General features: G+C 40.9%; 17 protein-coding genes. 10 read left to right on the forward strand and 7 right to left on the reverse strand.

What is annotated here, in order from left to right:
* Positions 1-62: 62 nt before the first annotated feature.
* Both clpA and clpS read right to left on the reverse strand, forming a co-directional pair.
* Positions 63-2,339 (reverse strand): ATP-dependent Clp protease ATP-binding subunit ClpA, encoded by a 2,277-nt coding sequence (gene clpA / locus ACVCDT_RS12065; protein ID WP_447133035.1) that lies wholly within the window; start codon positions 2,337-2,339, stop codon positions 63-65.
* Positions 2,340-2,396: 57 nt separating this feature from the next.
* On the reverse strand, positions 2,397-2,717 hold the full coding sequence (gene clpS, locus ACVCDT_RS12070; protein WP_447133036.1) for an ATP-dependent Clp protease adapter ClpS: 321 nt from the start codon (positions 2,715-2,717) through the stop codon (positions 2,397-2,399).
* A 232-nt stretch (positions 2,718-2,949) separates the two neighbouring features.
* Between clpS and cspD the strand changes: the two genes are divergently transcribed.
* Positions 2,950-3,168, forward strand: a complete 219-nt coding sequence (cspD, locus tag ACVCDT_RS12075) for a cold shock domain-containing protein CspD (RefSeq protein ID WP_447133037.1) — start codon at positions 2,950-2,952, stop codon at positions 3,166-3,168.
* Between the two features lie 112 nt (positions 3,169-3,280).
* Here the strand turns inward: cspD and ACVCDT_RS12080 are convergent, their stop codons facing one another.
* A complete protein-coding gene (locus tag ACVCDT_RS12080; RefSeq protein WP_447133038.1) occupies positions 3,281-5,509 on the reverse strand; it encodes an NADP-dependent isocitrate dehydrogenase in 2,229 nt (742 codons plus the stop codon).
* A 261-nt stretch (positions 5,510-5,770) separates the two neighbouring features.
* Here ACVCDT_RS12080 and ACVCDT_RS12085 point away from each other — a divergent pair, with 261 nt between their 5' ends.
* The 8 genes from ACVCDT_RS12085 (at position 5,771) to ACVCDT_RS12120 (ending at position 13,709) form a co-directional block, all read left to right on the forward strand.
* Positions 5,771-6,358, forward strand: a complete 588-nt coding sequence (locus tag ACVCDT_RS12085) for a pseudouridine synthase (RefSeq protein ID WP_447133039.1) — start codon at positions 5,771-5,773, stop codon at positions 6,356-6,358.
* Positions 6,359-6,546: 188 nt separating this feature from the next.
* A complete protein-coding gene (locus ACVCDT_RS12090; protein ID WP_447133040.1) occupies positions 6,547-7,197 on the forward strand; it encodes a class I SAM-dependent methyltransferase in 651 nt (216 codons plus the stop codon).
* A 398-nt stretch (positions 7,198-7,595) separates the two neighbouring features.
* Positions 7,596-8,726: a tRNA 2-thiouridine(34) synthase MnmA gene (gene mnmA / locus ACVCDT_RS12095; RefSeq protein WP_447133041.1), complete on the forward strand. Its 1,131-nt coding sequence runs from the start codon at positions 7,596-7,598 to the stop codon at positions 8,724-8,726.
* Positions 8,726-9,367: a high frequency lysogenization protein HflD gene (gene hflD / locus ACVCDT_RS12100; RefSeq protein WP_447133042.1), complete on the forward strand. Its 642-nt coding sequence runs from the start codon at positions 8,726-8,728 to the stop codon at positions 9,365-9,367. The genes mnmA and hflD overlap by 1 nt, the downstream gene beginning before the upstream one ends.
* Before the next feature lie 9 nt (positions 9,368-9,376).
* A complete protein-coding gene (gene purB / locus ACVCDT_RS12105; protein WP_447133043.1) occupies positions 9,377-10,750 on the forward strand; it encodes an adenylosuccinate lyase in 1,374 nt (457 codons plus the stop codon).
* Between the two features lie 100 nt (positions 10,751-10,850).
* On the forward strand, positions 10,851-12,101 hold the full coding sequence (locus tag ACVCDT_RS12110; protein ID WP_447133044.1) for an adenylate/guanylate cyclase domain-containing protein: 1,251 nt from the start codon (positions 10,851-10,853) through the stop codon (positions 12,099-12,101).
* Entirely contained in the window at positions 12,079-13,233 is a 1,155-nt protein-coding gene (locus tag ACVCDT_RS12115) for a JmjC domain-containing protein (protein WP_447133045.1), read from the forward strand. The genes ACVCDT_RS12110 and ACVCDT_RS12115 overlap by 23 nt, the downstream gene beginning before the upstream one ends.
* A 17-nt stretch (positions 13,234-13,250) precedes the next feature.
* Positions 13,251-13,709, forward strand: coding sequence for a GNAT family N-acetyltransferase (locus ACVCDT_RS12120; protein ID WP_447133046.1), 459 nt, complete (start codon positions 13,251-13,253; stop codon positions 13,707-13,709).
* A gap of 81 nt (positions 13,710-13,790) precedes the next feature.
* On the opposite strand, the gene ydiJ is transcribed toward ACVCDT_RS12120, so the two are convergent.
* A complete protein-coding gene (ydiJ, locus tag ACVCDT_RS12125; protein WP_447133047.1) occupies positions 13,791-16,808 on the reverse strand; it encodes a D-2-hydroxyglutarate dehydrogenase YdiJ in 3,018 nt (1,005 codons plus the stop codon).
* A gap of 171 nt (positions 16,809-16,979) precedes the next feature.
* On the opposite strand from ydiJ, the gene ACVCDT_RS12130 reads away from it, so the two are divergent.
* Positions 16,980-17,201 carry a tellurium resistance protein TerC gene (locus tag ACVCDT_RS12130; RefSeq protein ID WP_447133048.1) on the forward strand — a complete coding sequence of 74 codons (222 nt, stop codon included), beginning with the start codon at positions 16,980-16,982 and terminating at the stop codon, positions 17,199-17,201.
* Positions 17,202-17,266: 65 nt separating this feature from the next.
* Here ACVCDT_RS12130 and ACVCDT_RS12135 read toward each other — a convergent pair whose 3' ends face one another.
* From ACVCDT_RS12135 to ppsA, 3 genes are all read right to left on the reverse strand, one after another.
* Positions 17,267-18,109 (reverse strand): IS3 family transposase, encoded by an 843-nt coding sequence (locus tag ACVCDT_RS12135; protein ID WP_447133049.1) that lies wholly within the window; start codon positions 18,107-18,109, stop codon positions 17,267-17,269.
* On the reverse strand, positions 18,109-18,609 hold the full coding sequence (locus ACVCDT_RS12140) for a helix-turn-helix domain-containing protein (RefSeq protein ID WP_447133050.1): 501 nt from the start codon (positions 18,607-18,609) through the stop codon (positions 18,109-18,111). The genes ACVCDT_RS12135 and ACVCDT_RS12140 overlap by 1 nt, the downstream gene beginning before the upstream one ends.
* 85 nt (positions 18,610-18,694) lie before the next feature.
* Entirely contained in the window at positions 18,695-21,070 is a 2,376-nt protein-coding gene (ppsA, locus tag ACVCDT_RS12145) for a phosphoenolpyruvate synthase (RefSeq protein ID WP_447133051.1), read from the reverse strand.
* Between the last annotated feature and the right edge of the window lie 14 nt (positions 21,071-21,084).

A 21,084-nucleotide genomic window follows, 5' to 3' on the forward strand; every position in this document is an offset into this window, starting at 1 on the left:
ATAAAAAAAACCGATAATAAATTATCGGTTTTTTTGTACTTACACTTTTCTAGCCTAATTATCTAAGAGTTTAAAGCCTCTGGCTTTTCCTTACTGTCAGATAAAAATTCAAAACTAAGAGCATCATTGCTAAGGCCAATTTTAACACTGCCCCCTTGACTCAAACGACCAAAGAGTAGTTCATGCGCCAATTCCTTTTTAACATGTTGTTGAATAACACGAGCCATAGGTCTAGCTCCCATGTTTTTATCATAGCCTTTTTCAGCTAGCCAATTACGTGCCGAATTCGTGACTTCCAGTGACACCCCTTTATTATCAAGTTGCACCTGTAGTTCAACAATAAACTTGTCTACAACCTGTAAAATCACCTCAATATCTAAATGATTAAACCAAACTGTAGCATCTAGCCTGTTTCTAAACTCAGGAGTAAAGACTTTCTTGATTTCAGACATGGCATCGTGTGTATGATCTTGCTGTTTAAATCCTATGGAAGTACGAATCGACTCTTGTACCCCAGCATTGGTTGTCATCACTAACACCACATTTCTAAAATCGACTTTTCGGCCGTTATTATCAGTTAAGGTGCCATGATCCATCACTTGCAATAGAATGTTATAAATATCGCTATGAGCTTTTTCAACTTCATCTAACAACACCACAGAATAAGGATGTTTAATCACCGCATCAGTTAATAACCCACCTTGATCAAAACCAACATAACCTGGAGGCGCACCAATTAATCGACTAACCGCATGCCTTTCCATATATTCAGACATATCAAAGCGAACTAACTCAACTCCCATAATTTTAGCTAGTTGAGAAGTGACCTCGGTTTTACCTACCCCAGTAGGACCGGCAAATAAGAAATTACCTATAGGTTTAGTTTCATTGCCTAAGCCAGAGCGAGATAACCGAATTGCATCTGTTAGGGTTTCTATTGCATCGTCTTGACCAAATACCACCAACTTTAAATCACGGTCTAGGTGTTTAAGTACTTCTTTATCAGAGGCCGATACAGACTTTTCAGGAATACGCGCAATTTTAGAGATAATATGCTCGATATCATTTACGCCTATAGTTTTTTTGCGTCGAGATACAGGCAATAATCTTTGGCTCGCCCCTGCCTCATCAATCACATCAATGGCCTTGTCAGGCAAATGTCGCTCGTTGATATATTTAGCCGACAATTCAGCAGCTGCTCGAATAGCTTTATGGGTAAAACGCACACTGTGGTGTTCTTCGTAACGCGACTTTAAGCCCATTAATATTTTAGTGGTGTCGGTAACTGTAGGTTCAACCACATCAACTTTTTGGAAGCGTCTTGCTAAAGCCCGATCTTTTTCGAAGATACCTTGATATTCTTGATAAGTAGTAGAGCCAATACAACGTAATTCACCGCTGCTAAGCTTAGGTTTAAGCAGGTTTGATGCATCCATCACCCCACCCGATGCGGCTCCGGCACCAATAATGGTATGAATTTCATCAATAAATAAAATCGCATCTGGACTGGCAGATAACTCTTTTAATATGCCTTTTAAACGCTTCTCAAAGTCGCCACGGTATTTAGTACCGGCCAGCAACGCTCCCATATCTAACGAATAGACAGTAGCATCGGCAATCACTTCTGGTACTTCATTGTTGACTATTCTATAGGCCAAGCCTTCTGCTATGGCAGTTTTACCGACCCCCGCCTCGCCCACTAACAATGGGTTATTTTTGCGGCGACGACATAATACTTGAATGCTGCGCTCTAATTCACTATCACGACCAATTAGCGGATCAATTTTGCCGTCTTTGGCACTCTGATTAAGATTAGTTGAATATTTATCGAGCATAGTTTCAGCTTCATCTTGCTCGCTGACTTCTTCTTCGCTTTCACCATGAGGGGTTGATTCATCATCAACTTTAGAAACCCCATGAGATATAAAATTCACAACGTCCAATCGGGTGACATCAGATTTCTTCAAGATATATACGGCTTGTGATTCTTGTTCGCTAAAGATGGCCACCAGCACGTTCGCCCCAGTCACTTCCTCTTTGCCTGAAGATTGCACGTGAAAAACCGCACGTTGTAATACCCGTTGAAATCCTAAAGTAGGTTGAGTTTCGCGTTCGTTACCTTGCTCATCTAATAATAATGGCGTGGTATCTTTCACAAAATCGGTAAGTTCTTGTTTAATTGACTCAATATTGGCGCCACAGGCCTTCAGAGCGTCTCTGGCGGCGTTATTGTCTAACAAGGCAAGTAACAGGTGTTCTACCGTCATAAACTCATGACGATGCTCTCTGGCAAAAATGAACGCTTCGTTAAGCGTCTGCTCTAGATCTTTATTTAACATAAGAATACCCTCTGACTACTAGCCTATTCGATGATGATACTTTTCTCAAAAATTTCATTATGCTTGTTCCATAGTACACATCAATGGATGTTGATGCTCACGAGCATAACGACTGACCTGCATCACTTTAGTTTCTGCTATCTCTGCAGTATATATGCCACAAACCGCTCTACCATGATAGTGCACTGTTAGCATGATTTGTTGTGCTTTTTCGCCATCTAGATTAAAAAAACGCATAAGCACTTCGATAACAAAGTCCATAGGCGTGTAATCATCGTTATTTAGCAGCACTTTATACATAGGTGGTGGCGCGGCTTTTTTCTTAACCGTGTCAATGGCCTTATGTGGTGTGATATCAATGGTGTTATCTTTACTCATAATTCGCTTACATAATTATATTCTTAACCGTTTTGTCTGATAATAATTTAGACCAACCAGGGTGTCAGTTAGTTTATATTTTAAACGAAATTTCAAATTCACCTTGACAAAAACAGGTTAAAAAACCTACATTTTAAATCGACGGTTGTATTAAGTAGTTAACACGTCTTTCCCTAACCTTAGTGTGGGGGCAAAGTTGTATTAGTTCAAGGGATCAAAAGGAAGCAGAGGTATGGCAGTCGGCAAAGTAAAATGGTTCAATAATGCGAAAGGTTTTGGCTTTATTGTTCCCGATGATGGTGGCGAAGATATTTTCGCGCATTACTCTACCATCCAAATGGAGGGCTACCGCTCTCTAAAGGCAGGCCAAGAGGTAAAATACGAAGTTCAGCAAGGGCCTAAAGGCTTACATGCTGAAAACATTGACTTCAAAACTGAGCCAGACAGATAAATATTTATCTAGGAGATAAAAAAGCAGACGATAACGTCTGCTTTTTTGTTTGCCTAATATAAAACTTTAGCAAGATTATTGCGCCACCAAACCGATGGCGCAATGAGTAACATTAGTTAGCTGCTAAAGCTGCGTTAAGGGTTGCACTAGGACACATAGCCTTGGTCGCTAAATCATCATTAGGATAATAATATCCACCGATATCAGCTTCTTTGCCTTGAGTCGCATCAATTTCAGCAATAATCTTACTTTCATTGGCACTTAGGCTCTCAAATAATGGCTTAAACTTAGCAGCTAATTCTTTATCATCTGCTTGGTTCGCCAGTTCTTCTGCCCAGTACATGGCCAAGTAGAAGTGACTACCTCTGTTATCAAGTTGCCCAGCTTTACGTAAAGGCGACTTGCCATTATTCAGTAGTTTTTCTGTTGCTTTATCTAATGCAACAGCAAGTACTTTGGCTTTTTGATTATCTTGTTTTATTGCAAGATCTTCTAAAGATACAGCTAAGGCTAAAAACTCACCTAGTGAATCCCAACGTAAATGCCCTTCTTCAACAAATTGCTGAACGTGCTTAGGTGCAGAACCACCGGCTCCCGTTTCAAACAATCCGCCACCGGCCATTAGCGGTACAATTGATAACATTTTTGCACTAGTACCCAATTCTAAAATAGGGAACAAATCAGTTAGGTAGTCACGCAATACGTTACCTGTTACTGAAATAGTATCTAGTCCACGGATCGCTCTTTCCATGGTGTAACGAATGGCTCGCACTGGTGACATAATAGAAATATCTAATCCATCAGTGTCGTGCTCTTGTAAGTATTTATTTACCTTTAAGATAAGTTGCGCGTCATGAGCTCGTTCGTCATCTAACCAGAAAATCGCTGGCATGCCAGATTGACGAGCACGGTTTACTGCTAATTTAACCCAGTCACGAATAGGCGCGTCTTTAGCTTGGCACATTCTCCAAATATCACCTTCAGCGACTTCATGCTCAATTAATACATTGCCATCTTGATCGATGATTTGAACTTTACCGTCGCCTTGCATTTCGAAAGTTTTATCATGTGAACCATATTCTTCAGCTTTTTGTGCCATTAAACCAACGTTTGGCACTGTACCCATGGTTCTTGGATCAAATGCACCGTGAGTTTTACAGAAGTTAATCACTTCTTGATAAATCGTGGCGTAAGTACTTTCTGGAATTACCGCTTTAGTGTCGTGTAACTTGCCATCTGGTCCCCACATTTGACCAGAACTTCTGATCATCGCAGGCATAGATGCATCAACTATCACATCACTAGGAACGTGCAGGTTTGAAATACCTTTATCTGAGTTCACCATAGCAATAGGCGGACGCTCTGCGTAACAAGCGTTAATATCACGCTCAATTTCAGCGCGTTGCGATTGCGGTAAAGAAGCGATCTTGTCGTAAACACTGCCTAAACCATTGTTTGGGTTTACTCCTAGCTCATCAAATAAAGCTTGGTGCTTGTCAAACAGTTCTTTGTAGAAAACTTTAACACAGTGACCAAAAACAATTGGGTGCGACACTTTCATCATGGTTGCTTTAACATGCAATGAAAATAATACGCCTGTGTTTTTAGCATCTTCGATTTGCTCTTCAAAGAATTCACATAAAGCTTTTTTGCTCATGCACATGCCATCAATCACTTCACCTGCCAACAAGTCAACTCTTGGCTTAAGTACGGTGACATTGCCAGCTTTGTCAGTAAATTCAATTTTAACGTGTCCGGCTTTTTCAACAGTGACCGATTGCTCACCTGAATAAAAATCGCCGCCACGCATGTGTGCTACATGAGTTCTAGACGCTTGACTCCACTCACCCATTGAATGCGGGTTATTTTTTGCGTAATTCTTAACTGCAGCAGGAGCACGACGATCAGAGTTTCCTTCACGTAATACCGGGTTTACTGCACTTCCTAATACTTTACCATAACTGGCTTTAATGGCTTTTTCTTGGTCTGTTTGAGGATCTTCAGGAAACTCAGGTAAATCAAAACCTTTGCTTTGCAATTCTTTGATCGCTGCTTTTAACTGTGGAATAGATGCACTGATATTAGGCAGTTTGATAATATTGGTCGTAGGCTCTTGCGTTAATGCACCTAGCTCTGATAACGCATCAGGTACACGTTGCTCAGCTGGCAAAAACTCGCTCATTACAGACAATATACGTGCTGCTAACGAAATATCGCTTAATTCAACTTCTATGTCTGCGCTTGATGTAAAACTACGAATAATTGGAAGCAATGAATAAGTGGCAAGTGCCGGCGCTTCGTCTGTTTTTGTATAGATAATTTTCGACTTAGAAATCGTCATTATGAGCCTCATGTTTATGGTAAATCACCGTCAATCCTACCTCCGTTTGCTTTTCAGAGAGGTAAATTCACAACGTTGTGACAATAAGGATTGATGTTAAGTACCGAATTTAAAAAAGTGTCTTGTCCAGACAACCCGTAAATAATATATGGGTTGATCAATTAAGTACAAGTTTTGCTTGCAAAATATATCAAGTTAATCAGACTTTAGCCCAATATATTAGTTTAATTAATTTAGTTTTTTCTTTTACTGAACCTCATAATGCCTAAAACCACTAAGCCAACTTTTAAACACTCTCATTCAACTAGCCCCACAAAAACCCGAGTGGTTTTGTTTAATAAGCCTTTTAATGTGTTGACTCAATTTACCGATCAAGAAGGCAGGCAAACCCTCAAAGACTTTATTCCTATTCCCGACGTTTACGCAGCTGGTAGGCTAGATAAAGACAGCGAAGGTCTTTTGGTGTTGACCAATAATGGTAAATTACAAAATAGACTTGCTTCACCAAAGCACAAAACCGTAAAAACCTATTGGGTACAAGTTGAAGGCGTGCCGCAAGAATCTGATTTGGCATTATTACGCCAAGGAGTAAAGCTTAAAGACGGCCTAACGCAACCCGCCACAGTCGAAGCAATAGAAGAACCCCAAGTGTGGGAACGCACTCCCCCAGTAAGGTATAGGCAAAACAAGCCCACTAGTTGGCTGGCCATTACTATTTCAGAAGGACGCAATCGCCAAGTAAGACGCATGACCGCGCATATTGGTTTTCCAACTTTAAGGTTAATACGATATAGCGTGGGAGAGTGGACAATTGACGGGATTGGCAATGGTGAATTTGTGGAGGTTTAATTTTTAAAAAACTTCAGCTGTTCCTCGAAGGTTTTATAAGATCTAAAGCATGCACGGGCCCATGCATTTTAATCAACGAAATTCGAAAACCATTGCACTCCACAACAAGTCCTGTACTTTAACCTCACTCTCTCGCGTTTCGACACTTATCACCCGATAACTGCCTTAGCCACGACTCAGGTAATACCATGACGGCCCTTCGCTATAGTTATCAAACTGTCGAATTTGGCAAAATCGATATTCATTTACGTACTTTGCGAGACAAACAGGAGTTTCACGACCCCCAAGGAATTGCTGAAGGTCTAGGTATTTCTTCCTCGCTTTGGTCATTATTTGGGGTAATTTGGCCATCAAGTTTGGTGCTAGCCCACTTTATTTCTGACTACCAGCTAGCCAATAAACGTATTTTAGAAGTGGGCTGTGGCATGGGGTTAAGTAGTTTACTGTTAAATAAACTCAACGCAGATATAACAGCCACCGATTACCACCCAGAAGTAGCACGATTTTTAATTGCGAACACCCAACTCAATAATGATCGCCCCATCGCTTATGAGCAAACAGACTGGGCAAGTCACCATGATACATTAGGCCTTTTTGACCTTATCATTGGCAGTGACTTATTGTATGAAGACGAACATATCGCCTTACTTGCACAATTTATCCAACGCCATGCAAATCCAAACTGCGAAGTGATTATTGTCGATCCTGGCCGCGGTAGAAAAAACAAATTAAGCAAACAAATGTTGGTCAACGGCTTCCAATCAGAACACCTCAAGCCGGCATTAGGTAGCTACTTAAAAGACGATTTTAAAGGTTATATTTTAAAATTTAATCGTTAGCCTTAAGTCAGCTTAAAAAATCTTTTATAAAGCTCAATTGGCTGATGAGATTAGGGGCTGAATATCATTCATATATCTTTGAGATTAAGTGCATTTATTTGGATACCTAGGCGTTTACCTACAAGCTTAGTTATTCTAAAGCAAAGGCCAACAACCAAACTAAGAGAGTAAAGGGCTCATAACTCGGTTTCTGCCACTTTAGGGTTTTCCACAAAAGCCCCACTAGAGGTTAAAACTTGTTGATTTGGATGACCAAAGTTCACAAGTTTTCCCTTAATTGAGAGCATTTTTGAAAAAGTTCTCGATGACATATGAAAGATTAAAAGGCCCTAATGATTTATGTCCAAATTACTGATAAACTTCGCCACCATTTTTTAGCACTTTAATTCATCGATTTTATGACACAAAGACCCCCAAATGCGTCACCAGAAAAAGACAACAGCCAAATAAAAGTAGTGGTGGGTATGTCTGGTGGTGTGGACTCCTCGGTATCGGCTTTTCTACTCAAACAACAAGGCTATCAGGTCGAAGGTTTGTTTATGAAAAATTGGGAAGAAGATGACAATGACGAATATTGTGCAGCTGCAGAAGATTTAAAAGATGCCCAAGCGGTGGCAGACAAACTAGGCATAGAATTACATACAATTAATTTTGCCGCAGAGTACTGGGACAACGTGTTTGAGTATTTTCTTGCCGAATACAAAGCTGGGCGTACCCCTAACCCAGACATTATGTGTAACAAAGAAATTAAATTTAAAGCCTTTTTAGAATTTGCTGCAGAAGAATTAAATGCCGACTACATTGCCACAGGTCACTATGTCCAGCGCGCTCAAGTTAACGGGCAATGGCAAATGCTACGAGGCTTAGATCAAAATAAAGATCAGAGTTACTTTTTGTACACTTTAGGTGAACAACATGTGGCGCAAACCTTATTTCCCATAGGTCATTTAGAAAAGCCCGAAGTACGTAAAATTGCTTTAGAACAAGATTTAGTCACCCATGATAAAAAAGATAGTACTGGCATATGTTTTATTGGCGAACGCAAGTTTAAAGACTTTTTAGCCCAGTACTTACCCGCCCAACCCGGCGAAATAGAGACCGCAGAAGGGCAAATTATTGGTAAGCACGAAGGTTTGATGTATCACACTTTAGGTCAACGTAAAGGCTTACTTATTGGTGGTATGAAAGAATTCGGTGACGATCCTTGGTATGTGGTAGATAAAGATATACAGCGCAATGTACTAATAGTAGGTCAAGGGGCAGACCATCCGCGCTTGTACTCGCAAGGACTAATTGCCAAGCAGTTGCATTGGGTTGACCGCCAAGGTCCACAACAAGCTATACGTTGCACAGTGAAAACTCGCTATCGTCAACAAGATATTCCTTGCTTAGTTACCCCAACTGAAAACGGCAGTGTAGAAGTCAAGTTTGACCAAGGACAAAAAGCCGTTACCCCTGGACAGTCAGCGGTATTTTACCAAGGCTCAGTGTGCTTAGGTGGCGGCATTATAGAGAATTATATTCGCTAATGAGTAATACCCATAAATTTTACCAATCTAACATTGCCTTAGCTGGCATTTGCCAAGCAGCCGCTTTAGTTAAGCGCATTGCCAGAACCAATGATTTTGACGCGCAAGCTTTGCAGGCCAGTGTTAATAGCATTGCCATTACTGATCCTGAGCATACTGAACAGGTCTTTGGTTCACTTGCTAACCTAAAGCTTGGTTATCAAACCATCCTAGCCCAATTAGACAATCAAATCCCAGATAAAGACGTAGAAATCACCCGTTATGTGGCGAATCTAATGGCAATAGAAAGAAAAATAAGTGCCAACAAAAAGATTATGGCGGCTTTAGGTCAGAGAATTGGCAATATTCAACGTCAACAAGCTCAACTGAACTTATCTGAAAGCCAAATGTTAGCCAACCTCGCCAGCATTTATTCAGATATTGTTAGCCCCATAGGTAGAAAAATTCAAGTGGCTGGCAACCCTAGCGTTTTAAAGCAAGCAGACAATCAAAACCGCGTTAGAGCGGTATTATTAGCTGGCATTAGAGCGGCCGTATTGTGGCGCCAGCTAGGGGGAAAACGTCGACATATTTTGTTTAGTCGGCAACAAATTATCGATTGCGCTCAGCAAACCTTAGGTCAAATTAACACGTCTAATTAGGAGTAATTAATGAACTTATCTGCACTCACAGCTGTGTCTCCCATAGACGGACGATATGGTAGTAAAACCACAGAGTTAAGGCATATTTTTAGTGAATATGGTCTACTTAAATGCCGAGTTATTGTAGAAGTTCGGTGGTTACAAAAGTTGGCTGCCACTGACGAGATCAAAGAAGTCCCGCGTCTTAGCGAGGCTGCAGATGCATTTTTAGATAATATTGTTAACGAATTTAGTGAAGCCGATGCGCAGCGCATCAAAGACATTGAAAAAGAAACCAACCACGATGTCAAAGCTGTGGAGTACTTCTTAAAAGAAAAAGTCGCTTCACAGGCAGAACTGCATGCAGTTAGTGAATTTATCCACTTTGCTTGCACCTCAGAAGACATCAACAACTTATCACATGCGTTAATGTTAGATGAAGCACGTAGCCAGGTTATAGTGCCCTATTGCGATAAGCTTATTAGCGAATTAAAACGTTTAGCCATAGAATTAAAATCTGTGCCTATGATGGCGCGAACTCACGGACAACCTGCCTCACCCACTACTATGGGTAAAGAGATGGCTAACGTGATGTTGCGTTTAAGCCGCCAACGAGAGCAAATCGTAAAGGTTCAACTCTTAGGTAAAATTAATGGGGCCGTTGGTAATTACAATGCTCACCTAAGCGCTTACCCAGAGTTAGATTGGCACACCTTTGCCAATGAGTTTGTTACTAGCCTAGGTATAACTTTTAATCCATTTACAACTCAAATTGAACCTCACGACTATATTGCCGAGTTATTCGATGCCATCGCACGTTTTAATACCATTTTATTAGACTTTGACCGCGATATTTGGGGCTATATAGCGCTGGGGCATTTCAAGCAAAAAACCATTGCTGGCGAAATTGGCTCCTCTACTATGCCGCACAAGGTTAACCCTATAGATTTTGAAAATTCGGAAGGCAATTTAGGTTTAGCCAATGCTATGTTTAATCATTTAGCCGCGAAGTTGCCGGTTTCAAGATGGCAGCGAGACTTAACAGACTCAACTGTATTAAGGAATTTAGGGGTAGGTGTGGGTTACTCTGTCATTGCATATCAAGCGACGTTAAAAGGCATCAGTAAACTTGAAGTCAATGAGCAAAGTCTACTTAATGAACTAGACAATAACTGGGAGTTATTGGCAGAGCCTGTGCAAACCGTAATGCGTAGATACGGAATAGAAAAGCCTTACGAAAAACTTAAAGAACTAACCCGTGGTAAAAAGGTTAATCAACAAGTGATGGCTGAATTTATTGATAGCCTTGCCCTACCAGAATCGGCTAAAGCTTCGCTACGCGCCCTTACGCCAGCCAATTATATTGGTCGAGCCATAGAGTTTGTAGAACAACTTGATGCCTAGAAGAAAAGTTTAGGCTTTAAACAGGTTAAGCATTATTGCGGCTAAATAGTTAAGGTGAACTACACTTAGGTTTCACCATAATTTTTAAAGGGATTTAAAAATGCTTAACCTTGCTTTAAAAGCATGGGTGCATGCTGGGTTGTCGCCACAAAGGAGTGAAAGCATAAACCCTATTCGTTTAACTAATATAACCGCGCTCTTGGTTATTTTTGTATCTTTATTGCAACTGCCCACCGCCTTTTACTTTTCTAACTACAGTGAGATCCTAATTGTTGCTCTGGTGGTGTTAGCCCTACTTTGGGTACCAGTTTTAAATCGCCAACATGCGTTCCATGGTGCTAAATACCTACTTATTAGCGTGTATGTTTTAGATATTTTTGTATCTTGTTTATTGTGGAAAATTAATCTCAACATTCACTATTTCTTTTTATTGGCGGTATTTATTTGTCCTTTTTTGTTTGCGGTACATGAAAAATACCCAATGTTATTGATCTTAGTTGGCTTAAGTGGATTATTTGTTGGCTTTGAAATTTGGTTTTACTTCAATACTTTGCAACATACCCTGTCACTGCATCAACAAATATTTAGCTTATCTTGTGCCAGTTTATTTGCGCTAGCTTGTATACTCTGTAGTTACCACCTTTGGAAAAATGTGAATCGAAGCTGGCAAAAATTAGCTTTTGAAAAAGAGCGTTCAGAAAAACTTTTACTGAACATACTGCCAGCAAGTATCGCTCAACGTTTAAAAGGCTCTCCAGCATTTATTGCCGACTATTTTTCACAAGCCAGTATCTTGTTTGCCGACATTCAAAACTTCACCCCTTTGTGTAAACAGTTATCACCCCATCAATTAGTGGATTTGTTGAATCAAATTTTTTGTGTGTTTGATTCTTTATCACAAAAATATGGTCTAGAAAAAATCAAAACCAGTGGCGATGGTTATATGGTGGCAGGTGGATTACCCACTAAAAATGCCAGCCATGCCAAACAATGCTGCTACTGCGCATTAGAAATGCAAAGTGCATTTAAAACCATTTGCCAGCAGCATCATTTACACACTGGACTACGCATTGGCATAGGCTGTGGTGAGGTGATTGCTGGTATCATTGGTAAAAATAAATTTAGCTACGACCTGTGGGGCGAAGCAGTCAACTTAGCCTCGCGTATGGAAAGCCATGGGTTATGTAACAAAATTCAAACCACAGAGGCTACCTATAAGCTAACCAAAGAGTTTTTCTGTTACGATAAACGAGGTGGTATAGAGGTAAAAGGCGTAGGTAAGGTAACCACCTATTGGTTGCTCGGCATAAAACAACAAGTAGAGAAGCATGAATTCGCTCAACAACTTTGATAAGCAGGAGTTTTTAACTCATTACTGGCAAAAAAAGCCTTTAGTCATTAAACAAGGCTTCACTGACTTTGACGATCCCTTAGATGAACATGACCTAGCAGGTTTGGCTGAAGAGCCAAATGTAGACTCAAGAATAGTCAGCCTAGATAAAGATAAATGGCAAGTTAGCCATGGCCCATTCAGTGACATAAACCAACTCTGTATTGGGGCTTGGAGTTTGTTAGTTCAGTCAGTGGATCACTATTTACCCGAAGCAGACCAATTAATGCGGGCCTTTGACTTTATTCCTCACTGGCGCATGGACGATTTAATGGTTAGCTTTTCCAACGCTAACGCCGGGGTTGGGCCTCACTTAGACCAATACGATGTTTTTATTATTCAAGGCAAAGGTTCAAGACGCTGGCAAGTTGGTTTGCCCGGTGAGTTTAGCAGTCTGCGTCCTTGTAAAGATTTAGCCCAAATCACTGGCTTTACCCCTGTGATTGACCAAGTGTTAATCCCAGGCGACATAGTCTACATTCCAGCTGGACACCCCCATAATGGTCTTGCGTTAGAAGATTGTTTAAATTATTCCATCGGTTTTAGAGCACCTAATCAGCAAGAATTACTCTCTTCATTAGCTGATTATGCCTTAGATACTCAGTCCTTTTCACACAGATACACAGATGAAAAATTAAATCTAAGAGCCCACAGCGGCGAAGTTACTCAAGCTGAAATTCAGCGTTTTAAATCTTTGCTTAATCAAACATTAAAAACTGACCACTTTAACCAATGGTTAATGAAATTTTTAAGTGAAAACGGCCCTAGCTTAGACTTATTAGAAGACAGCTCTGTATTTTACACCTATCAACAAATTGATGACGCTTTAAGCTGTGGGGCAAAGCTGTATCGCTCACCTGGCGTTAAAGCCGTGTATTCAGAAGCCAGTCAAAACTCTTCACAAGAGTTTCAATTTTATATTCAGGGGCAATTATTTACCTTGCCCACATCAGAAAAAGCCCAAGCATTGCAGTTTTTATTTAATTCTGAATTTAGCCTAGAAAACAGTTTTTCTAATAAAATCAGTGTGGTATTTGCAAAATTCTTGTCTACAATGATTCATTCAGGGTTTTGGTACCTTGAGGATGAATAAATATTTGGAGTAACCATATGACGTTTTTTGTTAAAAACGTCGATTGGGAAAACGAGCAACACAAACTTAGAAAGATCAGAGAAAAAGTCTTTGTATGCCAGCGACGTATTCCTGTTGAATATGAGTTTGATCAACTAGACAGCCAATCCTTTCATGTATTGGTGGTAAACGAGCAGGATCAAGAAATCGCCACAGGTCGTATTACACCTCAAGGTGAAATTGGCCGAATAGCAGTTGAGCCACAGCATAGAAGACCCGAAGTGTATAAACAGCTCTCTGATGCCCTACTCAATATTGCCCGTCAAATTGGCGTGAGGCACATATTAGTACAATGTGAGTTGGAAGGTGTTAGCTACTACCAAAAACAGGGATTTCGTCCAATCGGCAGTGTCTTTATGGACGCGGGCATTCCGCGCCAACGTATGATATGTAGTTTGCGCCGTTTTACCCTCAAGCGGGTTGAACTGACGCACTAGACCTAAAAACCGCTAAATAAAAATGGCGCCTGTAAAAAAGCCATTCCGTTTAGCGGTTTTATTTTATCTGCTAGGTCAAGCTTATAAAGAATCAGCCAAAACTTGCAATGGGTGTTTTGGCTTAGTTTTTTCAAAACGTGCCACCTGACTTCGGCATGAATAACCCGTGGCTAATATTTGTTCTGGCGCATACTTAGCAATAGCCTCTTGCCAGCTTAATTGATATATCCCCTTAGACTCAGCTAAATGACTGGCTTCATGGCCAAAAGTCCCAGCCATACCACAACAACCAACTGCCACAGCAGTTAAGTCTAAATCACATGCAGAGAATATCTGCTGCCAGTGTTTTTCACTTTCTGGCAAGGCGGTTTTTTCACTGCAATGAGCAAATAAAGCGTAGCCTAGCTCTGACTTGGTTTGCCCTTTTGGTAAGTCTATTTGCAACAACCATTCATGGACTAATTGCACCTTAAATTCGCCTCTAGCCTTACCTAGTATTTTGCTGTATTCATCGCGATAACACAGCACCATAGAAGGATCGACGCCCACCATAGGTACAGACAGTTGCTGAATTTGTTGCAAAAAATCTGCAGCATGTTTTGCGGTTTTAGCAAACTCAGCCAAAAAACCTTTTACATGTTGTGGTTTACCGTTAGGCATAAATGGCAACAAAACCGGCTCATAACCTAGCTTTTTAATTAATTTTGCCAAAGCGGCCACCACTTCTGCATCATAAAAACTGGTAAAAGGATCTTGTACTATGCAAACTTTTTTAGCTAAAGCCTGTGGCTCTAAGCTTTGTAATTCAGCTAAATCAAAAGGCGGAATATGTTGCTCTGTTATTTGCTGCTTTAGCGTGGGTTGCGACAAAATGGGTGTGTCTACATAACCTACGGTTTTTCTTATTAGCTGATTCACCCATTTTTGTTTTAAGAAAAAATTGACCATAGCTGGCGCTTTAGCCATAAGCGGTGCCATTTTTTCGATATTGGCCACTAAGTGGTCTTTCGTTGGGCGTAAATAGCGCTGGTAATAGATATTTAAAAATCGCGCTCTAAAACTCGGTACATCCACACTAACAGGACATTGGCTAGAACAAGCTTTACAGGCCAAACAGCCATTCATCACTTCTAACACTTCATGAGAATAGTCATAAGCTGGCTTTTTATCTGTACTGTTTCTAAATCGTTCAAACCAAGTTGGAGGATCTTGATTATGTTCTAACTCATTGATATCTATGTTTTGTTTAGACAACAACCTCAACCACTCGCGAACCATAGTCGCTCGGCCTTTAGGGCTATGGCGTCTATCTGCAGTAATTTTAAATGATGGGCACATGGCAGACTGAGTATCATAGTTAAAACACAGGCCATTTCCATTACAGCTCATGGCAGGCTCAAAACTGTCACGCACCTCAACGGGAATTTGACGATCAAAGTATCCGCGTTTTTGTCCTGCGACTTTAACTAATTCATCATCAGAGTCATAAGGTGTACAAATTTTACCTGGATTCATTTGATTATGTGGGTCAAATACAGACTTTATTTTACGCAACTCAGCAAACAGTTCTTCACCAAAAAACTGTGGCGCATATTCGCTTCTATACCCCTTACCGTGTTCACCCCAAATTAACCCGCCATATTTGGCTACTAATGCCACCACTTGTTCAGAGATTTGTGGGATCAAGGCTTCTTGCTCGGGATCACACATATCCAGTGCTGGACGCACATGTAAAACCCCCGCATCCACATGCCCAAACATGCCATAAAATAAGCCATGACTATCTAATAGCGCCCTAAACTCCATAATAAAATCGGCTAAATTCTCTGGGGGTACGGCTGTGTCTTCAACAAAGGCTAAGGGCTTTTTAGGCCCTTTAGTTTTTCCTAATAGCCCTACTGACTTTTTACGCATAGCATAAATTTTTTGTATATCAGCTTTGTCGTAAGTAATTTGGTAACCAATTACCCCTGAGTCTGTGGCCTTATCTAAGTTTTGCGACAGCTCGGCAATCTTGTTTTCAATATCGGCCTGATCATTACTGTTGTACTCCACCATATTCAGACCTAACACATCTTTGTCTTCAACTTCGGTAATGAGCGCTTTAACCGAGTGCCAAATCATATCTTGCTTAGCAAGGTTTAATACATTGCTGTCGACGGTTTCTACCGAGGTTGCTTGTGCCGCCACCATACTTGGTGCATGCCTCAGGGCCGATTCAAATGAGTCATACTTTACGTTAACTAGGGCTTTAAATTTAGCAATAGGAGTAATATTAATTTTAGCTTCGCCAACAAAAACTAAGGAGCCTTCAGAGCCGGTAATCACCCGACTTACATCTAATTGAGTTAGGTCTTTATCTAAAGTGTTTTCTAAATCATACCCGGTTAAAAAACGATTTAATCTTGGAAATTTAGCTAATATTTGCTGGCGTTTATCTAGGCAGCTTTGCAGCACTTGCTGTTGAATTTGACTTAATCGGCTTTGATCTTGGGCAGACTGTTTGGCTTGCTCTAATGCAACTGGTGCTGTGTGTAATAAGGTACCATCGGCTAACACACTGGTTAATTCCAATACATGGTCACTGGTTTTTCCGTACACCAAAGAGCCCTGACCTGAAGCATCGGTATTAATCATGCCTCCGATAGTGGCCCGGTTACTGGTGGATAAATCTGGTGCAAAAAAATACCCTAGTGGACGCAAGACATCATTTAACTGATCTTTTACCACCCCCGCCTGCACTCTAGCCCACTGTTCTTCAATATTAACTTCTAGCACCTTATTCATGTGCCTAGACATATCTACAATAATGCCACTGGTTAGTGATTGACCATTAGTACCAGTGCCCCCTCCTCTGGCTGAAAATTTAACCTCAGGATAAGCAGCCACGGTTTGCCCTAATATTTGCAGATCCTCTAGTCCAGTAGGAAACACCACGGCTTGAGGAAGTTGCTGATAAATTGAATTATCTGTAGATACCGCCAAACGGCTGGCATAACTTGATTCGATATCGCCAGCAAATGCAGACTGAGACAAGTCTTGAATGAATTGTTGATAATGGGCTTCTAGAAGAGATTGCGGATCTAATGCTGGTAACATAAAAATTAATCAGTGCTTAGCTAACGAACAAGAATTCAATTATACCCAAATTATTCATCGCTTCCCTATATAAGTTTGGCATTAAATAGTTTGTAACAACTAAACAATTTATACAGGGCTAACAAGGTTATACTCTATAGATTAATCAAGCTAACGCATTAGGAAATAAACATGAAGCGAAACATTCGCATTACCCTAGGTAGCCTATGCACAGCATTTGGGGTGATATTTTTTATTTTACCTGGGTCGATTTTTGTATTGTTAATTGGCTTAGTCATGCTGAGCTACGATTTACCCAAAGCCCGTACTTGGCTAACAAAGTGTCAAAGAGCCATGTCTCAGTCTGCGCGCAAGTTAGATAGATTTTTATTAGCCAGAAAACTAAAACTGTAATTTTATTTATTGCATTAAAAAAGCCGCCAGATTTGTGAAGTGACCCCATAAAGTTGGACTCATTTCTAAGCAGCTACCAAGGCCTGATTTCGATATGCTATCGGACTCAGGCCTTTTAGTTTTAGCTTAATACGTTCGTTATTGTAATAGTCGATGTATTTTCGGATGTTTGCAATCAGTTCATCTGCATTTTTGAATTCTTCATTATGATACATTTCAGTCTTGAGTATGCCGAAGAAGTTCTCGGCTATAGCGTTGTCTAAGCAGTTACCTTTTCTCGACATACTTTGTGATAAGCCTTTATCTCTGAGATGGTTTTGATAAGCCCTGTTTTGGTACTGCCACCCTTGGTCTGAGTGAACAATCGGCTTCTCACCTTTCTTAAGCTTATTCGTTGCGCTTTTCAGCATATCGGTTACTAACGGAAGCGTAACCGATTTGCGCACCTCATAACTCACCAGTTCTTGGTTAAACAAGTCGATAACAGGTGACAGGTAAACCTTCTGTCCATTGACTTTAAATTCGGTCACATCCGTCACCCACTTTTGATTCGGTTTATCAGCTCTAAATTCTCTTTGAACTAAATCAGCGGCGATTTTACCCACTTCGCCTTTATATGATTTATATCGCTTCGGTCTGACCTTTGACTTAAGACCCAATTCCCCCATCAGACGTTGGACACGTTTATGATTAACCACCATACCTGCCAATCTTAAAGTACATGTTATCCGACGATACCCATACCGCCCTTTATGATGATGATAAATCTCACGTATTTGGGATTTTAAGGCTACATCAGGGCATGCTGCTTGGTGTGCGCTACGATGATAGTAATACACACTCCGAGCTAGCCCCGCAGCTTTAAGTAAATGATGTAAGCTGTATTTTGCCTTGAGCTCATCGACCACTAGGGCCTTTTCTTTGCTTTTTTCTTTTTGGCTTGAGCCAAGGCTTCTAACTTTTTTAGGACAGCGTTCTCAGCACGTAAATACTCTAACTCTTCTCTTAGTTCTTTTTCTGTCATCTGCCCTGATGGTTTGGGCTCTGAAGAGTGATGTGTCATGCGAGGCCTTCCTTTTTTGCGTGGTGTGAGTCGAGATAAACCATCGCGAGCGTAAAGCTTTTGCCACTGATATAAAATACCTGGCGTGGATAAATCAAAAAATGCACTGGTATAGGACAATGACCAACTTTCTACTCTCATAGTCCTTAATACTTCTAGCTTGAAGTCACGCGTGTAAGGAAATTGCTTGTGTAAGAAGCTATCCAAACCATTAAGTCTATAAACTATTGACCAGTATCGGATTTGGTTTGATGGTACGTTGTATATTAAACCAAGCTCTCGCGAGCTTTGGTTTTGAGTACGTTTCGCTATCTCTAGCTTAAATGCTCTGTGGTATTTGGACATAAAAAGACCCCCAGTAATTGGTATGTCCAACTATTGGGGGTCACTTCAGTTGACTCTGGCGGCTTTTTGTTAGTGGTACTTATAACTACTGACTGTGTTTTTCACCTAAGTACAACCAGGTTTCAACCACTGTATCTGGATTAAGCGACACACTGTCTATACCTTGCTCTACTAGCCATTGAGCTAAATCTTCATGATCTGATGGGCCTTGACCACAAATGCCAACATATTTACCACGCTTTTTAGCCGCTTGAATGGCCATAGCTAACAAAGCTTTGACTGCAGGGTTACGCTCATCAAATAAATGCGCGATTAAGCCTGAGTCGCGATCTAGACCTAAGGTAAGTTGAGTTAAGTCGTTTGAGCCAATAGAAAACCCATCAAACATATCTAAGAATTGGTCGGCCAATAATGCGTTTGAGGGTAATTCACACATCATAATCACGCGTAAACCATTTTCACCTTGTACTAGCCCTTCTTCGGCTAACAACTCTAGAACTTTTTTACCTTCTTCTAAAGTTCGAATAAAGGGGATCATGATCTCAACGTTAGTTAAGCCCATTTTATTGCGAACACGTTTGATAGCTTCACACTCAAGAGCAAAACATTCGCGGAAGTCTTCTGAAATATAACGGCTAGCCCCACGGAATCCCAACATTGGGTTTTCTTCGTCTGGCTCATATTGATAACCGCCAACTAAATTAAAGTACTCATTAGACTTAAAGTCTGACATACGTACTATCACTTTTTTCGGCGAAAAGGCTGCACCTATGGTACTGATCCCTTCAACTAATTTTTCAATATAAAACTCAACCGGCGAAGCATAACCCGCAATAATATCGTTAATTTCTTCTTTTAATTCTTCTGGTTGATCATCAAAATTAAGCAAAGCTTTAGGGTGCACACCTATCATACGGTTTATGATAAATTCTAGACGTGCCAGTCCTACCCCTTCATGAGGCAAACGTGCAAAATCAAAAGCTCTATCTGGGTTGCCCACATTCATCATGACTTTCAGTGGCACCTCTGGCATAGCGTCGATGCGCGAAGTCACCACGTCATAATCTAATACGTCAGCGTAAATGAACCCGGTATCACCTTCAGCGCAAGACACGGTAACCTTATCGCCATTTTCGATAGATGCGGTGGCATTACCACAACCCACTACTGCAGGAATACCTAACTCTCGGGCAATAATGGCTGCGTGACAGGTTCTGCCGCCACGATTAGTGACTATGGCAGAAGCTTTTTTCATAATGGGCTCCCAGTCAGGATCGGTCATGTCTGTTACTAACACATCTCCCTGCTGGATTTTATCCATCTCTTCAACACCAGATAAGACTTTTGCTACACCGGCACCAATTTTGTGGCCTATCGCACGGCCTTCACACACTGTTTTAGCCTTACCTTTAAGCATAAAGCGTTCAATAACTTGCATGTCTTCACGGCTACGCACTGTTTCAGGACGCGCTTGAACTATATACAACTTACCGTCAACCCCGTCTTTGGCCCATTCAATATCCATAGGACGGCCATAGTGTTTTTCGATAATGACTGCCTGTTTGGCAAGTTCCATCACCTCATCATCGGATAATGAAAACTGCACGCTATCGGCTTTATCAATATCAACAATTTCAACCTGTTTGCCATGGGCTAAATCAGCTGAATAAATCATCTTAGTTAATTTGCTACCTAGGTTTCTGCGTACAACCGCAGGAAAGCCTTTAGCTAAAGTTGGCTTGTGAACGTAAAATTCGTCTGGGTTTACTGCGCCTTGCACAACCATTTCGCCCAAGCCATAAGAAGAGGTAATAAACACCACGTCTTCAAAACCAGATTCGGTATCGATAGAGAACATCACACCAGAAGAAGCACAGTCGCTGCGTACCATAAGCTGTACGCCAGCCGATAAAGCTACGCCTTTATGATCGTACCCTTGGTGAACACGATAAGAAATTGCTCGGTCATTAAACAATGAGGCAAATACATGTTTAATGGCTACCATGACCGAATCGTAGCCTTTTACATTTAGAAAGGTTTCTTGCTGACCAGCAAAAGAGGCATCGGGCATATCTTCGGCTGTAGCTGAAGAGCGCACTGCAAATGAAGCATCGCCACCTGCTTGCGCTTGTAAGGTATCAAAAGCGTCGCGAATGGCATTTTCTAATTCGGGTAAAAACGGCGTATCTATGATCCAGTTACGAATAGTTTCACCGGCTTTATTGAGGGCCGGAATATCATCAACATCTAAACTGTCTAATAATTCATGTATGCGCGCTTCTAAACCACTTTGCTCTAGAAACAAATTAAATGCATGGGATGTGGTAGCAAAACCACCCGGCACTTGCACGCCTGCGTTGGATAAATTAGATATCATCTCCCCTAATGAAGCATTCTTACCACCAACCACGCCAACATCACCCATTCCAAGCTGTTGGTACCACAAAACGTGTTCTTGCATTCTCACTGTCTCCA

Source organism: Paraglaciecola aestuariivivens (assembly GCF_052983255.1).

Bases quoted from the DNA above. Each gene is read 5' to 3' on its own strand.
- ACVCDT_RS12140 (WP_447133050.1), bottom strand. From the start codon at position 18,609: ATGTCCAAATACCACAGAGCATTTAAGCTAGAGATAGCGAAACGTACT.
- ACVCDT_RS12115 (WP_447133045.1), top strand. From the start codon at position 12,079: ATGAATTCGCTCAACAACTTTGATAAGCAGGAGTTTTTAACTCATTAC.
- ACVCDT_RS12110 (WP_447133044.1), top strand. From the start codon at position 10,851: ATGCTTAACCTTGCTTTAAAAGCATGGGTGCATGCTGGGTTGTCGCCA.
- ACVCDT_RS12130 (WP_447133048.1), top strand. From the start codon at position 16,980: ATGAAGCGAAACATTCGCATTACCCTAGGTAGCCTATGCACAGCATTT.
- ACVCDT_RS12120 (WP_447133046.1), top strand. From the start codon at position 13,251: ATGACGTTTTTTGTTAAAAACGTCGATTGGGAAAACGAGCAACACAAA.
- purB (WP_447133043.1), top strand. From the start codon at position 9,377: ATGAACTTATCTGCACTCACAGCTGTGTCTCCCATAGACGGACGATAT.
- clpA (WP_447133035.1), bottom strand. From the start codon at position 2,339: ATGTTAAATAAAGATCTAGAGCAGACGCTTAACGAAGCGTTCATTTTT.
- ACVCDT_RS12090 (WP_447133040.1), top strand. From the start codon at position 6,547: ATGACGGCCCTTCGCTATAGTTATCAAACTGTCGAATTTGGCAAAATC.
- cspD (WP_447133037.1), top strand. From the start codon at position 2,950: ATGGCAGTCGGCAAAGTAAAATGGTTCAATAATGCGAAAGGTTTTGGC.
- clpS (WP_447133036.1), bottom strand. From the start codon at position 2,717: ATGAGTAAAGATAACACCATTGATATCACACCACATAAGGCCATTGAC.
- hflD (WP_447133042.1), top strand. From the start codon at position 8,726: ATGAGTAATACCCATAAATTTTACCAATCTAACATTGCCTTAGCTGGC.
- mnmA (WP_447133041.1), top strand. From the start codon at position 7,596: ATGACACAAAGACCCCCAAATGCGTCACCAGAAAAAGACAACAGCCAA.
- ACVCDT_RS12080 (WP_447133038.1), bottom strand. From the start codon at position 5,509: ATGACGATTTCTAAGTCGAAAATTATCTATACAAAAACAGACGAAGCG.
- ACVCDT_RS12085 (WP_447133039.1), top strand. From the start codon at position 5,771: ATGCCTAAAACCACTAAGCCAACTTTTAAACACTCTCATTCAACTAGC.
- ydiJ (WP_447133047.1), bottom strand. From the start codon at position 16,808: ATGTTACCAGCATTAGATCCGCAATCTCTTCTAGAAGCCCATTATCAA.
- ppsA (WP_447133051.1), bottom strand. From the start codon at position 21,070: ATGCAAGAACACGTTTTGTGGTACCAACAGCTTGGAATGGGTGATGTT.